Below are 14,503 nucleotides of genomic sequence, written 5' to 3' on the forward strand. Positions count from 1 at the left end.
GTCACCCAGTCAGAGGACGCGACGAACGTGCGGGTTCCGGATATCTGTGCGGATTCGGTAACGGGCGTCACATGCCGGGCCGGCCCACGGACGCCGGGCCGCCGGCCGTTGCGCGGACGGGCGGACGCGCGGACGCGGCGCGGTGCCGGTACGTGGCCGCCGGGCCGGGAGGGCTGCGGGGAGAGGCGGCCCCGACCCCGCGCGGGAGCCGCCGCGACCGGAGAGGGCGCCCTCAGGCCCCGTACGCCTTGCCCTGCCCCTTGACCGGCTTGGCACCCGCGAGGAGGTGGGGCGGGACCAGGTCCCGGGCGGGCTCGGTGTAACCGACGGACACGATCCGGTCGCCCCGGTACGTGAACGTCGTCAGGGACGCCAGCGTGCACTGCCGCTTGCGCGGGTCGTGCCACAGCCGCCGCCGCTCGACGTACGACCGCAGGGTCCAGATCGGTAGCTGGTGGCTGACGACGACGGCCTCGTGACCCCGGGCCCGGTCCCGGGCCGTGTCCAGCGCGCCCATCATGCGCACGACCTGGTCGACGTACGGCTCACCCCAGGACGGCTTGAACGGGTTGACCACGTGCCGCCAGTTGGCGGGCCTGCGCAGCGCGCCGTCGCCGATGCCGAAGGTCTTGCCCTGGAAGACGTTGCCGGCCTCGATGAGCCGTGCGTCGGTGGCGAGGTCGAGTCCGTGCGCCTTGGCGATCGGCGTCGCCGTCTCCTGCGCCCGCTCCAGCGGGGAGGCCACGACGTACGCCACGTCGCGGGGGGCGAGGTGCTCGGCGACCCGGTCGGCCATGCGCCGGCCGAGCTCCGAGAGGTGGTAGCCGGGCAGCCTGCCGTAGAGGACGCCGGTGGGGTTCTCCACCTCGCCGTGCCGCACCACGTGGACGACGGTCAGCTCCTGGTCGGTGTCGTGGCTCACGCCGTCGCCTCCGCAGCCGCGCGGGCCGCCGCCGGGAGGGCGTCGGCGATGCGCTGGACGGCCCGCTCGTCGTGGGCGGTGGACACGAACCAGGACTCGAAGGAGGACGGCGGCAGGTAGACGCCGTTCTCCAGCAGCGAGTGGAAGAAGGCGGTGAACCGGAAGGACTCCTGCGCCTTGGCGTCCTCGTAGTTCCGCACCGGTCCGTCGGTGAAGAACACGGAGAACATGTTGGAGGCGGTCTGCAGCGTGTGCGCGACGCCCTCCTTGCCCAGCGCCTCGGTGACGAGACCCTGGATCTGCTCCGAGACGGCGTTGACCTCGGCGTACGCGGCGTCGTCGAGGAGCCGGAGCTGGGCGAGGCCGGCGGCGGTGGCGACCGGGTTCCCGGAGAGGGTGCCGGCCTGGTAGACGGGGCCGGCCGGGGCGAGGTGCGCCATGACGTCGGCCCGCCCGCCGAACGCGGCCGCGGGGAACCCGCCGCCCATGACCTTGCCGAAGGTCATGAGGTCGGGAACGACCCCTTCCACGCCGTACCACCCGGCCCGGCTGGTCCTGAACCCGGTCATGACCTCGTCGGAGACGAACAGCGCGCCGCCCGCCGCGCACGCGTCCTTCAGCCCCTGGTTGAACCCGGGCAGCGGCGGCACGACACCCATGTTGCCGGGCGACGCCTCGGTGATGACGCAGGCGATCTCGCCGGGGTGCGCGGCGAAGGCGGCGTGCACGGCGTCGATGTCGTTGTACGGCAGCACGATCGTGTCGCTCGCCTGGGCACCGGTGACGCCGGGGGTGTCGGGCAGCGCGAAGGTGGCGAGGCCGGAGCCCGCGGCGGCCAGGAGCGAGTCGACGTGGCCGTGGTAACACCCGGCGAACTTGATCACCTTGGTGCGCCTCGTGAAGCCGCGGGCGAGCCGGATGGCCGACATGGTGGCCTCGGTCCCGCTGGACACCAGCCGCACCTGCTCCAGCGGGGCGACCCGCTCGACCATCGCCTCCGCGAGGGCGACCTCAGCCTCGGCGGGCGTCCCGAACGACGTCCCGCGCGCGACCGCGTCCTGCACGGCGGCGATCACCTCGGGGTGGGCGTGCCCGAGGATCATCGGACCCCAGGAGCAGACGAGGTCGACGTACTCCCGGCCGTCGGCGTCGGTCAGGTACGGCCCGGTGCCGGACACCATGAACCGGGGCGTGCCGCCCACGGCGCGGAAGGCCCGCACCGGGGAGTTCACGCCGCCCGGCGTGACGGCCGCCGCGCGGTCGAACAGAGCCTGCGAGGCCGGTGCTTCGTATGGATATGCCAGTTCGCTCATGACCTGCGACTTCTCCGACCTTCTCGACCTTCTCCGACGTATCGGACTCTGCTCGTCCCCTTCACGGGCCACGCCCGACCTCTGGTTGCCCAGGGTGACCTCATCAGGGTAGACAACCGCCCCGATCGCCGCGCCGTCTGCCAGACTGGAGTCCGTCCACGCAGCTCACGCGGGCGGCGCGGAGAGGGGCTGCCGGCCGCCCGACGGACATATGACGGACATATGTTTCACCGCACGTTTCGGCGAGCGGGCGTGGGGGAGGTCACTGACACGATGATCGGGTTGCGCGGCGGGGGCCACGCGTCCTAGAAAAGCAGTCGGGTGGAGATATGCATCGCGGTGGCGGACTGGGCGAGGGGACCGACGACCTGGGTCCTCGACGTGCCCGGCGGGGAAGGCACCGACGCGACGCGGAGGAAGCGACCGAAGCACGTCAGGCACACGGCGCACCGAGCGAGCCCGACCGGTTCGAGAGGCGGGCCGACCGGCTGGGGGCGGGGAGCGGGAATGGTGGTCGGGTGGGGGTGACCTACAAGTACTTCGGCGCGCCCGACGGCGCGACCGCGGCCCGCGTCCCGATCTCGATGCGCCCCGAGGAGCTCGGCGGCGACGAGCTCGGGATGAACGGCATGTTCACCAAGATCAAGCCCGAGACCATGGCCGCCATGGTGCTCACCGGCATCGAGGGCGTACCCCTGCACAAGGTCCCGCCCCTGGAACTGGTCGTCCTGCACCCCGACTACGCGGTCGTCAAGCTCCCGATGACCGTCGTCGACCCCCTGCGCGGCATCGGCGAGGAGGCGGTCGGCGCGGCTGCCTTCATCTGGTCGACGGTCCCGGACCGTGGCGGACCGCGGGACGCGTTCAACGTCTACCAGTTGCTGCACGAGTGGCAGGACTTCAGCCATCGGTTGCATGAGGCGGGGCATCAGCCGTACTGCCTGGTGTGGCCCTGAGCTGGGGCTTCGGGGAGGTCGGGCGAGGTCTTCGGGCCTCGCCCTTTTTCCTGCCGGAGAGGGGCCGTCGAGCGGCCAGGGCGCATTGAGGACGTATCGGTTTCGCCAGCGGGTGCTGATGTGCCCTGAGTGGCGGGCGCTCGCCGTCGCCTGCCACTGGCCGTCGTGCCGCCCGGTCCGGTGCGGCGCGGACACGCTCGCCGATGAGCACGGCGTCCGCCCGCTCGGTTGACCCACCAGGGGGAACGACGCGGCCCGCGGGTGCGAGCGGTGGCTGGAAGGCGCCCATCGTGAACAGACTGAGGACCACGTCTGTGCTCGTCGCCTGAAACGGGGGTACCCCGGCGGCGCGCGGATCCCCCTCGTCCTCAGGAGGCACTCCCCATGACGTTCAATCCGCTGGAGCAGCGGGGTATCCCGCTGGACCGCCAGCTACGGAGCTGGCGCGAGCTGAACGTGGATCCGATCGACCCGGACCACTGCGACCCCTACACCCGGTGCCGGATCATCACGATGAACGGGATCGAGGTGGAGGCGATCCTGTTCAGCCACCAGCTCGCCCGCAACACGGTCGATCCCGAGGTCAAGCGGCAACTGGCGCGGGTGCGCTACATCGAGGCGCAGCAGCAGAAGGTCGTGAACTGGCTGCTCCCGGGTGTCTCCTCGGTGCTGGAGACGACCATCGCCTACGAGCAGGTCGCGGTCGACCTGACGGCGTGGGTGGCGCGGATGGAGCCGGATCCGTACCTGAAGCAGGCGTACCAGTTCGGTGTCCTGGAGGACTTCGACCATCTGTACCGGTACGCGAACCTGTACGAGATGATCGAGCACCGCAAGGCGGAGTCGATCGTCGACGGCCTGACCGAGGTCATGCCCGGCCGGCCGACCAGGCTGCACCACCGCGACCCGGTCGACAACGTCCGCGACCCCTACGTCAAGGACGAGACGAACCCGCTGTCGAAGCTGCACGCGCTGACGATCATGTCGGCGGAGCAGCAGACCATGAACTTCTACATGAACACCGGCCCCACCTACATGGAGCCGATCGCCCGCCAGCTCTACCAGGAGATCGGGCTGATCGAGGAGGAGCACGTCACCCATTACGAGTCCCTCGTGGACCCGGGTGAGACGTGGTGGGAGCAGCTCGTCAACCACGAGTACAACGAGTGCTACCTGTACCACTCCTTCATGGAGCAGGAGAGCGACCCCAAGGTCAAGGCGATCTGGGAGCTGCACCTGAACATGGAGCTGGAGCACCTGCACGCCGCCTGCGACCTGATGCGCCGTCACGACGGCCGCGACCCCGCCTCGGTCCTGGCTCCCGAGCTGCCCAACGTGCTCACCTTCGAGCCGAACAAGGGCTACCTGCGCGAACTGCTCGACACGCAGATGGACCTGACCACGCTGGGCGCCGGGTACGTGCGGGAGGCGCACGAGCGGTTCGAGAGGATGCAGGAGCAGATCCACGGCGGCGAGGCGCCCCCGAGCGACCGGGTGATGACCCAGCACGACGAGATGTTCGGCCGCGAGTACCGCGTCCAGACCGAGGGTGAGCACCCCGACCCCGCGCAGCGCGAGAAGTAGGGAAGGGCCGAGATGTCCGAGTTGCACACCCCGCACGCCGGGGACGACCGGTCGAGGGACGACGACGTGGTGGCGCTGCTGATGCGCCAGCACGGTGACATCCGCAATCTGTTCGACGAGGTCGAGGCGACCACGGGTGAGGAACGCCGGGACGCCTTCCGCCGTCTGGTGCGGTTGCTGGCCGTGCACGAGACCGCCGAGGAGGAGGTGGTCCACCCCTTCGCCCGGAAGGGTTTCCCCGGCGGCGAACAGGTCGTGAAGGACCGTCTCGCCGAGGAGAAGGCGGCCAAGGAGACACTGGCCGCCCTCGACGAGCTGGACACCGACGACCCGAAGTTCATGCCCCGACTGCTGAAACTGCGCAGGGACGTCCAGGAGCACGCGCGGGCGGAGGAACGCTACGAGTTCACCCACATCCGCCGCAGCACCGACGTCACCAACCTCGCGGCGATGGCCAAGGCCGTCAAGGCCGCCGAGGCGATGGCGCCCACCCGGCCCCACCCGGGCGTCGAGTCCGGGGCGAAGAACATGGCCCTGGGCCCCGTCGCGGCCCTCATGGACCGCACCAAGGACACGGTGCGCAAAGCCATGGGCAAGTAGGTCCCAAGCAGCCGTGACCGGGACCGGGGCCCGTGCCCCGGCCGCAATGGACAGTATTGGCGGCCGGGGTCCGGGGCACACGGGTCGGTGTATGACCCATGTGAGCGTTGGTGACGAGGAAGGCTCCCGAATGCTCTTGGCACACCCCGTCGTGCTGAAGAACCTCATCGAGCAGTACGAGACGCTGCACGCCCTGCACGCCGAGAACGGCACCCAGGAAGCGCGCCGGCGTATGGAAGACGTCGCTTACACGCTGTGCGTGTCGACCGGCACCCGCGACATCGACGCCGCCCTCGTCGCCGCCCGCCACCGGCTGCCCGGGGCCCGTACCGAAGACGACTCCCTCCTGACCACCTGACTGCCCCGGCACCGGCACCGGCACCGGTCCACGAGCATCATGCCCAAGACCGCTGACCTGCCGACGTTCAGCAGCCTCGACGAGCTGACCGGCTCATCACCCGCCGCCGCGGCCGCTACGTGCGCTGGTCCCGCGGGCCGGCGAGCGACCTGCCGAGGACATGGATCGCCGACCAGGGATCACGGACGCCTGCCGCATCATCACCGAACGGCCTGGGAGCTGGGGCAGTGGCCGCCGGGCACCGATGTGGAGGGCATCCGCGGGCGGGGGCGGGGGCGGGCCGTCCGTGTCCGCTCACCGGCCGAACGAACACAGCGCTCCGCTGACGCCCGCCACGCAGACCAGCAGGCCCGACGCCCAGGCGCCGTGGCGTCTGAGCAGGTCGCGTCGAAGCTGGAGGTACCGGGCCTCGTACTCCCGGCTCAGCTCATCGGCCCGGCGCAGGGTCGCCCGGAGCATCTGGCGGGAGAGGTGGAGGCGGTGGGCGACGTAGTGCCGCGTGAGGTCCTCCGCCTGCGCGGTGGTCAGCCAGGGGAGGGCGCTGCAGAGAGCCTGCGCCTCCCGGAGTGCGTCCTGTTGGTGCTCCCGTGCCAGCAGGTAACCCTCCGCCTCCGCAGCGATGACCGAGGCATCGGGGGACGGGCGACGGGCGTCCCTGTCCGTCATCTCCGGTCGCCCTTGTGACCGCTCGGGTCCAGCGCGTCGCGTTGCCCGGTGTTCTCCGCCTGGTCGAAGCTGGCGATCGCGGGGTAGTGCAGGTCGAACGCGGGGGACTCGGAGCGGACCCTGGGCAGGGTGACGAAGTTGTGGCGGGGCGGCGGGCAGGAGGTCGCCCACTCCAGCGAACGACCGTAGCCCCAGGGGTCGTCGACCTCGATCCGCTTGCCGTGCTTGGCGGTCCACCAGACGTTGTAGAGGAAGGGCAGCGTGGACAGTCCCAGGAGGAAGGCGCCGATGGAGGAGACGGTGTTCAGCGCGGTGAAGCCGTCGGCGGCGAGGTAGTCGGCGTAGCGGCGGGGCATGCCCTCGGTGCCGAGCCAGTGCTGGACCAGGAACGTCGTGTGGAAGCCCACGAACAACGTCCAGAAGTGCACCTTCTCCAGGCGGTGGTCGAGCATGGTGCCCGTCATCTTCGGCCACCAGAAGCTGAACCCGCCGAACATCGCGAAGACGATCGTGCCGAAGAGCACGTAGTGGAAGTGCGCGACCACGAAATAGGTGTCGGTCACATGGAAGTCCAACGGCGGTGAGGCCAGGAGGACGCCGGTCAGGCCGCCGAAGAGGAACGTGACCAGGAAGCCGGCCGCCCACAGCATGGGCGGCTCGAACGACAGCGATCCCCGCCACATCGTGCCGATCCAGTTGAAGAACTTCACGCCGGTGGGGACGGCGATGAGGAAGCTCATGAACGAGAAGAACGGCAGCAGCACCGCGCCGGTGGCGAACATGTGGTGCGCCCACACCGTGACCGAGAGGCCGGTGATGGCGATGGTGGCACCGACCAGCCCCATGTAGCCGAAGATCGGCTTTCGTGCGAAGACCGGGATGATCTCTGTGATCACCCCGAAGAAGGGCAGGGCGAGGATGTAGACCTCGGGGTGGCCGAAGAACCAGAAGAGGTGCTGCCACAGGATCGCCCCGCCGTTCTCCGGGTCGAAGACGTGGGCACCGAACTGGCGGTCCGCCTCCAGTGCCAGCAGGGCGGCCGCCAGCACGGGGAAGGCCAGCAGGACGAGGACCGAGGTCAGCAGTACGTTCCACGTGAAGATCGGCATCCGGAACATGGTCACGCCGGGAGCCCGCATGCAGATGATGGTGGTGATGAAGTTGACCGCCCCGAGGATGGTCCCGAAGCCGGAGAGCGCCAGTCCCATGACCCACAGGTCGCCGCCGGTGTACGGGGTGCGCTCACCGCCGCTGAGCGGTGGGTAGGCGGTCCAGCCGAAGTCGGCGGCGCCCTGCGTGGTGAGGAAGCTGCTGAGCACGATGAGGCCGCCGAAGGCGAACAGCCAGTACGACAGCATGTTCAGCCTCGGGAACGCGACGTCCGGGGAGCCGATCTGCAGCGGCATGATGGCGTTGGCGAACCCGGCGAACGTCGGAGTGGCGAACAGCAGCAGCATGATCGTGCCGTGCATCGTGAAGGACTGGTTGTACTGCTCCGCCGACACGATCTGGAGGCCGGGCCGCGCCAGCTCCGCCCGCACCACCATGGCCAGCGCTCCGCCGATGAGGAAGAACGCGAACGACGTGATCAGGTAGAGATGCCCGATCTTCTTGTGGTCGGTCGTGGTCAGCCAGGTGACCACCACGTGTCCCCGGCCACGGCGCTCGGCCACGGGGACGGGAGCCACCGGCTCGGTATGGGTCGCCATTATGTTCTGTTCCTCACTCGGCGGAGCACCTGATCGGCCGTGGGCGGCGACGGTCCGCCGCCCCGGCCCTGTGTCGGGCAGCACGTGTCCAGCCCTCGCGAAACGTAGTGCCGTCCGGTACGCGAGGGCGCCCGCACACGGCCGATCTCCGGCCGAACGGCCGCATGTTCCAGTCAGGCGGGTGACATGCGGGAGGGCTCCGCGTACTGGCGGCCCCGGCTTGTCCCGCCCGTCGCCGTTTCATGCGGATCGTCACGGAAACCCGACGCCCGACGGTGGACGCGGGAACACCACAGCGGAGGGCGTTCGATGAAGCACAGGACCGACGGCTGCGTCCGCGCCGTCATCCGCCCCGACCACCAAGGCTCCGCATGATCGTGTGGCGGGCCGCTCACCGGGGCGCCGAGCGTCTGGCCCGGTGGCGCTCGGCACCGGCCCTGCATCCGCACGGGGTGCTGTGCTCGGGCACGCTCACCGTCGCCGACCGCACGGACGCGGGGTGGGATGTGCCGTGGCTGGACCGGCCCGGCTCCTACCGCGTCACGGCGCGCTGGTCACGCGCGCTCGGTCTGCCCCGACGGCTGCCGGACGGCTTGGGCCTGGCCGTCCGGGTCGAGGACGCCGACGGCCACGGCAACGCGCTCGACCTGCTGTTCACGTCCAGTGGCTCCGGCCGCTTCGGCCGCCACCTGCCCCTGCTGCGGCCCGACGCCCTGGCCGGACCGTACTCCTCCCTGCTGTCCTACCGGGTGGGCGATCGCGAGCGCGTGCTGGCGGCCTTCCCGGTCCTCGCCCCCGGTGCACGGCGGGGCGACGCGCGGCCGACGCTGTGGCAGGAGGTCGCCCGCCGGCCCGTTCGCTTCGACCTGCGTGCGGCGGCCACCAACGAGCCCTGGCGCACCTTCGCCTCACTGTCCCTGGAGGCAGTACACCCCGCTCCGCCGAGCAGCACAGTGTCCTTCGATCCCTACGCGCACAGCCTGCCCAGCCTGCACCCCACCGAGCGGCTGCGTCGGCTCCGGGACGGCGCGTACGCCGGTTCCCGCCACGGACGAACCGGCGACGATCACGACGAGTGACGAGTGACGAGTGACGATCGAGCCTCCGGCGGTGGGCGCCGGACTACCGGCGGATGAAGACAGACCCGGCTACCGAACGCGGCGGCAGGGACGGCGGAACTCCCTCGGATGTCAGTCGCGCCCGTGACGACGGGTGGCACGGACCACGCGGAAGATGACGCCCGCGCCTCCTGCGGCGATGAAGGCCACCAAGGAAGCGCGGCGGGCGACGGGGCCGCTGACCGGCGCGAGGTCACGCAACCGGTCGAGAACGCTGAGGGGGACACCTCGCACAGCGTTGCCCGGCGGGCGCCGCGGGACGCCGGGGTGGGGGCGAGTCGGCGCGGTCGCCCGCACCGTTTCCCACGCGGCGCCGATTCGCCGCAACCGGCGATCGCTGAACGCGTCCCGAAGATGGGGCAGCAGCTCATCCTCCTCATCTCGAATGTCCTGGCGGATGAGGGTGAACGCCTGCTGGATCCACTCGGCGCGCCGTGGGTCGTCGGGCGACTTCTCGACCCGTGCCACCAGATCGCTGATCGCCTGGTGCTCCTCCTCCACGCGACCGGTGAGCTCCTCACCGTGGGGGGCCACACGACGCAGGACGGGCCACAGGACGGTCTCCTCGGCGAAGGCGTGGCTGAACACCATCCGGACGATGTCCTGCCACAGGACGTCGAGCTCTTCGTCCGCACCGCCGGCCAGCCAGCGGTTCATCATCGTGTCGAGCCGAGCGTGGTCCCTGCGCTGGCGCATCAGGATGCTGCCGCTGCCTCCCAGCGCCGCCGGAGCCCGGCGGGTGATCGAGATGGTCACGGTCGCTCCTGCCTCGCGATGCCGCCCTGGGTGTTGGACCGGTGCCGTCCTCCGTGCGGGGGTGCGGAAGCGGAGGTGCGGAAGTGCGGCCGGTCCGCAGAGTCCGGGTTCCCACCGAGGGCGCGCCCCATCATCTGACACCGTTCCTTCTACCTACGGCCTTGGTCTGCGCGCCTCCTTCGCCCGTGCCACCGGCGTGCTCCGCCGACGGAGCCCTCGCCGGCCGAGAACCGACCCGGAACGGCCGTCACCCCGTCGCACCCACCAGCCCGCCGCTCCCGCGAGGAGTCCGTACGATGGGCGCGTGACCAGGAGCACCCGATCAAGCAGCCGCCCGGCCGGGCGGCTGTTCGTGCTGCTGGTGATGACGGTGCTGACCGGCGTACTGGGCATGCACGGCCTCGCCCCCGGCGGGGCGACTCCGGCCCCGCAGCCGGCTGCGGGCCACGCGATGGTGACGGCCGCGCCCGACGGTGTTCCGCACGCGGATGGGGGATGCCACCACACGGACGGCGGATCGAGTCATCTCGACCACGCCGACGGGACGTGCGCGGCGGCCGGAATCGGGTCGGCCTACACGCCACCCGCGCTGACCGGTGCCCTGCTGGGCGCACCCCCGGCCACCGCGCCCACCGCGGCACTCGCGGGATCGCCGCACGACGGCCGGGCTCCGCCCGACCTTTCCGAGCTACAGCTCCTGCGGATATAGAGCGGCCCGCTCGGCGCCCCTGTGCCCGGTGTCTTCCGGTGGGGGTGCCGTGCTTTCGCACGCCCTGACATCCGTTCTCACCACGCGCCGCGAACGGCGCGTCAAGGAGTTGCACCACCATGATCCGCAAGCGTTCACTCGTCCGCCGTCCACTGGTCCGCCGTAGTGCCGCCGTCGTCGCCTCGGGTGCGGCAGCGCTCGTCCTGGCCGCCTGTGGCGGGGACGGCGACGGCGACGGCTCGGCCGGACACGGCGGCCACAGCGACGCCACCGCTTCCGCCTCCTCGTCGGCATCGGCTTCGGCTCCGCAGGGGCAGCACAACGCGGCCGACGTGGCCTTCGCCAAGGGGATGATCCCCCACCACCGCCAGGCCGTCGAGATGGCCGACCTCGCGCCCGGCCGTGCGCGGTCGGCCGAGGTGAAGGAACTCGCCGCAGACATCAAGAAGGCCCAGGGCCCGGAGATCAGGACGCTCTCCGGCTGGCTGACCTCCTGGGGCGAGGAGGTGCCCGCCGAGGGCGCCATGGACCACTCCATGCACGGCATGGACGGGATGATGACGGCCGAGGAGATGACCGAGCTCGAGAACGCCTCGGGCAAGGCGTTCGACACCGCCTTCATGGAAATGATGATCAAGCACCACGAGGGTGCGGTCGAGATGGCGCAGACCGAACAGGCCGACGGCGCCCACGGACCGGCCGCCAAGATGGCCGGAGAGATCATCACCTCGCAGAGCGCGGAGATCGAGCAGATGCACAAGCTGCTCGGCAAGGACTGACCCCGTCACGTCCTCACGGGGCGGGCGCCACCAGCGCCCGTCCCGCACCCTCCTTGCCGCCCCCGGCCCCCACCGCCCCGCAACAGGTTCGGTTCACACTGGCACTATACCCCCCGGGGGTATATGGTTCCGACGTGTGGGGCCGCCAGGGGCCTTGCGGGACGTCGAATGGGGATGAAGGTCATGGACCACGGCACGCACCACTCCGGTACCGCACACGACCACACCGCCCCCACTGACGGCGGCCATGACCACGGCGGCCATGACCACGGCGGGCACGGCGGGCAGCACGGCGGCCACGCGCACGGCACGACCTGGGCGACGGCGATGAAGGCGACGCTGCACTGCCTCACCGGGTGTGCCATCGGCGAGATCCTCGGCATGGTCATCGGCACCGCCCTGATGTGGGGCAACGTGCAGACGATGGCCCTGGCCATCACCCTGGCGTTCCTCTTCGGCTACTCCTTCACCCTCTTCGCGGTGGTGCGCGCCGGGGTGTCCCTGAAGGCGGCGGTCAAGGTGGCGCTGGCCGCCGACACCGTCTCCATCGCGGTGATGGAGCTGGTCGACAACGGCATCATCGCGCTGACGCCGGGAGCGATGGACGCGCATCTGTCGGACGGACTGTTCTGGTACGCGCTGCTCGGCGGATTCGCCGTCGCGTTCGTGATCACCACACCGGTCAACAAGTGGATGATCGGCCGCGGCAAGGGCCACGCCGTCGTCCACGCCTACCACTGACCCGCACCAGCACCACGACGCCGGGCGCCCCCCGGAAGACCCGGGGGCCGCCCGGCGTCGTGCGGCCGGAGTCAGCCCAGGCTCGCGAGCAAGTTCAGGCCGCGCGGCCGGTGAGTTCGTAACCGGTGTCGTCGACGACCCTCGCCAGCAGCGCGTCGTCGGGCCGCGTCGACGCGCTGCGGCGCGACCCTTCCGCCCTCCCCGCCACCCCCGCCACCCCCTCCAACCCCTCCGACCCCTCCACTCCCTCCACTCCCTCCAACCCCCGCACTCCCCTCAACCCCCGCCCCCCGTGGCCCCCGCGGAGCCCTCCCGGACCCGGCGCCGGATACATGCCCTAGGCACGTATCCGGCGCTCCGGATAACGGTCCGGTCTCACCTGCTGGGACTTTCGCTGGTCACGAATCGTGACGTGAGATACATCACTAAAGCTGCGGCAAAGACGTGGTAGAACGGCGCAACTCCGCAGGTGGATCGGTCGACTGCCGCATTGCGGAGAGACGGCCCGCATACGCACCAAGGCCCGGGACGATCACGGTCCGAAGTGGGACCGTGCGTACGGGTTCGCCCACCGGACAACGACGTTCGCTCAAAGACCGCTCACCCGGCGAGACTCCCCAGCCCGCCAGCCCGCGTCATCGAGGTAGCCAGTGTCACTCGACTCCGTCACCCAGTCCGTAGACGAAGCAGTCAGCGGATTCTTCGAGCCCATAGCCGAGTGGCTGGGGGAGGTGGTCTTCTACGCCGTCCCCGTAGGCGGTACCGACCTCCCCCTCATCGTCGCCTGGCTCGTCATCGCCGGTCTGGTCTTCACCGGCTGGTTCGGACTCATCCAGGTCCGCAAGTTCAAGCTCGCCACCGACGTCGTGCGAGGGAAGTACGACGAGAAGGGGTCGGCCGGTGAGGTCAACCACTTCCAGGCGCTGACCGCCGCCGTCTCCGGCACGGTCGGCCTCGGCAACATCGCGGGTGTGGCCGTCGCCGTCTCCATCGGCGGCCCCGGCGCCACGTTCTGGATGATCCTGTGCGGCCTGCTCGGCATGGCCACCAAGTTCGTCGAGGTCACCCTCGGCGTGAAGTACCGCGAGGTGCACGCGGACGGCACCGTCTCCGGTGGTCCGATGCACTACCTGCCCAAGGGCCTCGCCGAGCGTTTCGGCAAGAACGGCAAGACCCTCGGCAAGGTCCTCGCGGTCCTCGCCTCCTTCATGATCCTGTTCTTCGGCCTCTTCGGCGGCAACCTCTTCCAGGTCAACCAGTCCTACGCGCAGTTGGTCTCGGTCGCCGGCGGCGAGGACGGCGCGCTCGGCTCCTCCGCCGGCGCCCTGTTCTTCGGCATCCTGATCGCCGCGATCGTCGGCATCGTGCTCCTCGGCGGCATCCGGTCCATCGCCAACGTCACCAGCAGGCTCGTACCGGCCATGGCCGGCATCTACATCATCGCGTGCCTCGTCGTGATCCTGGTCAACATCACCGCCGTCCCGGACGCCGTCACCTCCATCGTCGAGCGCGCGTTCAACCCCCAAGGGGTCGCCGGCGGTGTGCTCGGCGCACTGATCATCGGCTTCAAGCGGGCCGCCTTCTCCAACGAGGCCGGTCTCGGCTCCGCCCCGATCGCCCACTCCGCGGTCAAGACCAAGCACCCTGCCAGCGAGGGCCTGGTCGCGCTGCTGGAGCCGTTCATCGACACCGTCGTCATCTGCACGATGACCGCGCTGACCATCGTCATCGCCAACCCGGACAGCCTGGGCGAGGACATCGGCGGCGTCACGATCACCTCCGACGCCTTCGAGACGGTCCTGCCCTGGTTCCCGTACGTCCTCACCGTCGCGGTGCTGCTGTTCGCCATCTCCACGGTGCTGACCTGGGGCTACTACGGCCTCAAGGCGTGGACGTACCTCTTCGGCCGCAGCCGGGCCAGCGAGGTGACGTACAAGGTCGTCTACACCGTCTTCGCCATCGCGGGTTCGCTGCTGACGCTGCAGACCCTGATCGACCTGGCCGACGCGGTCCTCTTCTCCCTCGCCGTCATCAACATCATCGGCCTCTACCTCCTCGCCCCGGTCGTCAAGCGCGAACTCAACACGTTCCTGGAGTACGTCCGCGCCCGGAACGCCGGTGAGATCACCGGAGACGACGACGAGGACCAGGAGACGGCGAAGACCATCGTCTGACCGCCTCACCGGCCCCGGGGCGTGCCACGGACGCACGCCCCGGACCGGCAGGGGCCGGGGAGCACGTCCTCGACCCCGCGCAGCAACCGCGCCACGCCCCCGGGGGCCGCGCTCCCCC

Annotated in this window: 15 protein-coding genes; 9 read left to right on the forward strand and 6 right to left on the reverse strand. The window is 70.3% G+C overall.

Going from position 1 to position 14,503, the window contains the following annotated elements; all coding sequences use genetic code 11:
- Window positions 1-232: 232 nt before the first annotated feature.
- Window positions 233-922 carry a histidine phosphatase family protein gene (locus B1H29_RS15925; RefSeq protein ID WP_055418519.1) on the reverse strand — a complete coding sequence of 230 codons (690 nt, stop codon included), beginning with the start codon at window positions 920-922 and terminating at the stop codon, window positions 233-235.
- Window positions 919-2,235 (reverse strand): glutamate-1-semialdehyde 2,1-aminomutase, encoded by a 1,317-nt coding sequence (gene hemL / locus B1H29_RS15930; protein ID WP_055418520.1) that lies wholly within the window; start codon window positions 2,233-2,235, stop codon window positions 919-921. The genes B1H29_RS15925 and hemL overlap by 4 nt, the downstream gene beginning before the upstream one ends.
- A 329-nt stretch (window positions 2,236-2,564) precedes the next feature.
- Between hemL and B1H29_RS15940 the strand changes: the two genes are divergently transcribed.
- From B1H29_RS15940 to B1H29_RS15955, 4 genes are all read left to right on the forward strand, one after another.
- Window positions 2,565-3,191: a hypothetical protein gene (locus tag B1H29_RS15940; RefSeq protein ID WP_199832343.1), complete on the forward strand. Its 627-nt coding sequence runs from the start codon at window positions 2,565-2,567 to the stop codon at window positions 3,189-3,191.
- Between the two features lie 384 nt (window positions 3,192-3,575).
- Window positions 3,576-4,775 (forward strand): hypothetical protein, encoded by a 1,200-nt coding sequence (locus B1H29_RS15945; RefSeq protein ID WP_055418521.1) that lies wholly within the window; start codon window positions 3,576-3,578, stop codon window positions 4,773-4,775.
- Between the two features lie 12 nt (window positions 4,776-4,787).
- Window positions 4,788-5,375 (forward strand): hemerythrin domain-containing protein, encoded by a 588-nt coding sequence (locus tag B1H29_RS15950; RefSeq protein WP_055418522.1) that lies wholly within the window; start codon window positions 4,788-4,790, stop codon window positions 5,373-5,375.
- A gap of 130 nt (window positions 5,376-5,505) precedes the next feature.
- Complete coding sequence (locus B1H29_RS15955) at window positions 5,506-5,733, forward strand: DUF5133 domain-containing protein (RefSeq protein WP_055418523.1); 228 nt, start codon at window positions 5,506-5,508, stop codon at window positions 5,731-5,733.
- Window positions 5,734-6,027: 294 nt separating this feature from the next.
- Here the strand turns inward: B1H29_RS15955 and B1H29_RS15960 are convergent, their stop codons facing one another.
- The gene (locus B1H29_RS15960; RefSeq protein WP_199832344.1) at window positions 6,028-6,399 is read right to left on the reverse strand and encodes a hypothetical protein; all 372 of its coding nucleotides are present in this window, start codon (window positions 6,397-6,399) and stop codon (window positions 6,028-6,030) included.
- Entirely contained in the window at window positions 6,396-8,108 is a 1,713-nt protein-coding gene (ctaD, locus tag B1H29_RS15965; protein ID WP_079160248.1) for an aa3-type cytochrome oxidase subunit I, read from the reverse strand. The genes B1H29_RS15960 and ctaD overlap by 4 nt, the downstream gene beginning before the upstream one ends.
- 371 nt (window positions 8,109-8,479) lie before the next feature.
- Between ctaD and B1H29_RS15970 the strand changes: the two genes are divergently transcribed.
- The gene (locus B1H29_RS15970) at window positions 8,480-9,187 is read left to right on the forward strand and encodes a hypothetical protein (RefSeq protein WP_055418524.1); all 708 of its coding nucleotides are present in this window, start codon (window positions 8,480-8,482) and stop codon (window positions 9,185-9,187) included.
- Between the two features lie 111 nt (window positions 9,188-9,298).
- On the opposite strand, the gene B1H29_RS15975 is transcribed toward B1H29_RS15970, so the two are convergent.
- Complete coding sequence (locus B1H29_RS15975; RefSeq protein WP_055418525.1) at window positions 9,299-9,982, reverse strand: hemerythrin domain-containing protein; 684 nt, start codon at window positions 9,980-9,982, stop codon at window positions 9,299-9,301.
- Between the two features lie 304 nt (window positions 9,983-10,286).
- On the opposite strand from B1H29_RS15975, the gene B1H29_RS15980 reads away from it, so the two are divergent.
- The 3 genes from B1H29_RS15980 (at window position 10,287) to B1H29_RS15990 (ending at window position 12,211) form a co-directional block, all read left to right on the forward strand.
- A complete protein-coding gene (locus B1H29_RS15980) occupies window positions 10,287-10,691 on the forward strand; it encodes a DUF6153 family protein (RefSeq protein WP_055418526.1) in 405 nt (134 codons plus the stop codon).
- 119 nt (window positions 10,692-10,810) lie between these two features.
- Window positions 10,811-11,470 carry a DUF305 domain-containing protein gene (locus B1H29_RS15985; protein WP_055418527.1) on the forward strand — a complete coding sequence of 220 codons (660 nt, stop codon included), beginning with the start codon at window positions 10,811-10,813 and terminating at the stop codon, window positions 11,468-11,470.
- A 183-nt stretch (window positions 11,471-11,653) separates the two neighbouring features.
- Window positions 11,654-12,211: a DUF4396 domain-containing protein gene (locus B1H29_RS15990; protein WP_055418981.1), complete on the forward strand. Its 558-nt coding sequence runs from the start codon at window positions 11,654-11,656 to the stop codon at window positions 12,209-12,211.
- A 94-nt stretch (window positions 12,212-12,305) separates the two neighbouring features.
- Here the strand turns inward: B1H29_RS15990 and B1H29_RS38135 are convergent, their stop codons facing one another.
- On the reverse strand, window positions 12,306-12,455 hold the full coding sequence (locus tag B1H29_RS38135) for a hypothetical protein (RefSeq protein WP_159027829.1): 150 nt from the start codon (window positions 12,453-12,455) through the stop codon (window positions 12,306-12,308).
- A gap of 406 nt (window positions 12,456-12,861) precedes the next feature.
- Between B1H29_RS38135 and B1H29_RS15995 the strand changes: the two genes are divergently transcribed.
- The gene (locus B1H29_RS15995) at window positions 12,862-14,385 is read left to right on the forward strand and encodes an alanine/glycine:cation symporter family protein (RefSeq protein WP_055418528.1); all 1,524 of its coding nucleotides are present in this window, start codon (window positions 12,862-12,864) and stop codon (window positions 14,383-14,385) included.
- Window positions 14,386-14,503: the final 118 nt, after the last annotated feature.

The sequence above is a fragment of the Streptomyces pactum genome (assembly GCF_002005225.1).
GTDB classification, from domain to species: Bacteria; Actinomycetota; Actinomycetes; order Streptomycetales; family Streptomycetaceae; genus Streptomyces; species Streptomyces pactum_A.

What these genes read in the sequence shown, in the direction of transcription:
- hemL (WP_055418520.1), bottom strand. Translation starts at nt 2,235, where the DNA reads ATGAGCGAACTGGCATATCCATACGAAGCACCGGCCTCGCAGGCTCTG.
- B1H29_RS15940 (WP_199832343.1), top strand. Translation starts at nt 2,565, where the DNA reads ATGCATCGCGGTGGCGGACTGGGCGAGGGGACCGACGACCTGGGTCCT.
- B1H29_RS15945 (WP_055418521.1), top strand. Translation starts at nt 3,576, where the DNA reads ATGACGTTCAATCCGCTGGAGCAGCGGGGTATCCCGCTGGACCGCCAG.
- B1H29_RS15950 (WP_055418522.1), top strand. Translation starts at nt 4,788, where the DNA reads ATGTCCGAGTTGCACACCCCGCACGCCGGGGACGACCGGTCGAGGGAC.
- B1H29_RS15955 (WP_055418523.1), top strand. Translation starts at nt 5,506, where the DNA reads ATGCTCTTGGCACACCCCGTCGTGCTGAAGAACCTCATCGAGCAGTAC.
- B1H29_RS15960 (WP_199832344.1), bottom strand. Translation starts at nt 6,399, where the DNA reads ATGACGGACAGGGACGCCCGTCGCCCGTCCCCCGATGCCTCGGTCATC.
- ctaD (WP_079160248.1), bottom strand. Translation starts at nt 8,108, where the DNA reads ATGGCGACCCATACCGAGCCGGTGGCTCCCGTCCCCGTGGCCGAGCGC.
- B1H29_RS15970 (WP_055418524.1), top strand. Translation starts at nt 8,480, where the DNA reads ATGATCGTGTGGCGGGCCGCTCACCGGGGCGCCGAGCGTCTGGCCCGG.
- B1H29_RS15985 (WP_055418527.1), top strand. Translation starts at nt 10,811, where the DNA reads ATGATCCGCAAGCGTTCACTCGTCCGCCGTCCACTGGTCCGCCGTAGT.
- B1H29_RS15990 (WP_055418981.1), top strand. Translation starts at nt 11,654, where the DNA reads ATGGACCACGGCACGCACCACTCCGGTACCGCACACGACCACACCGCC.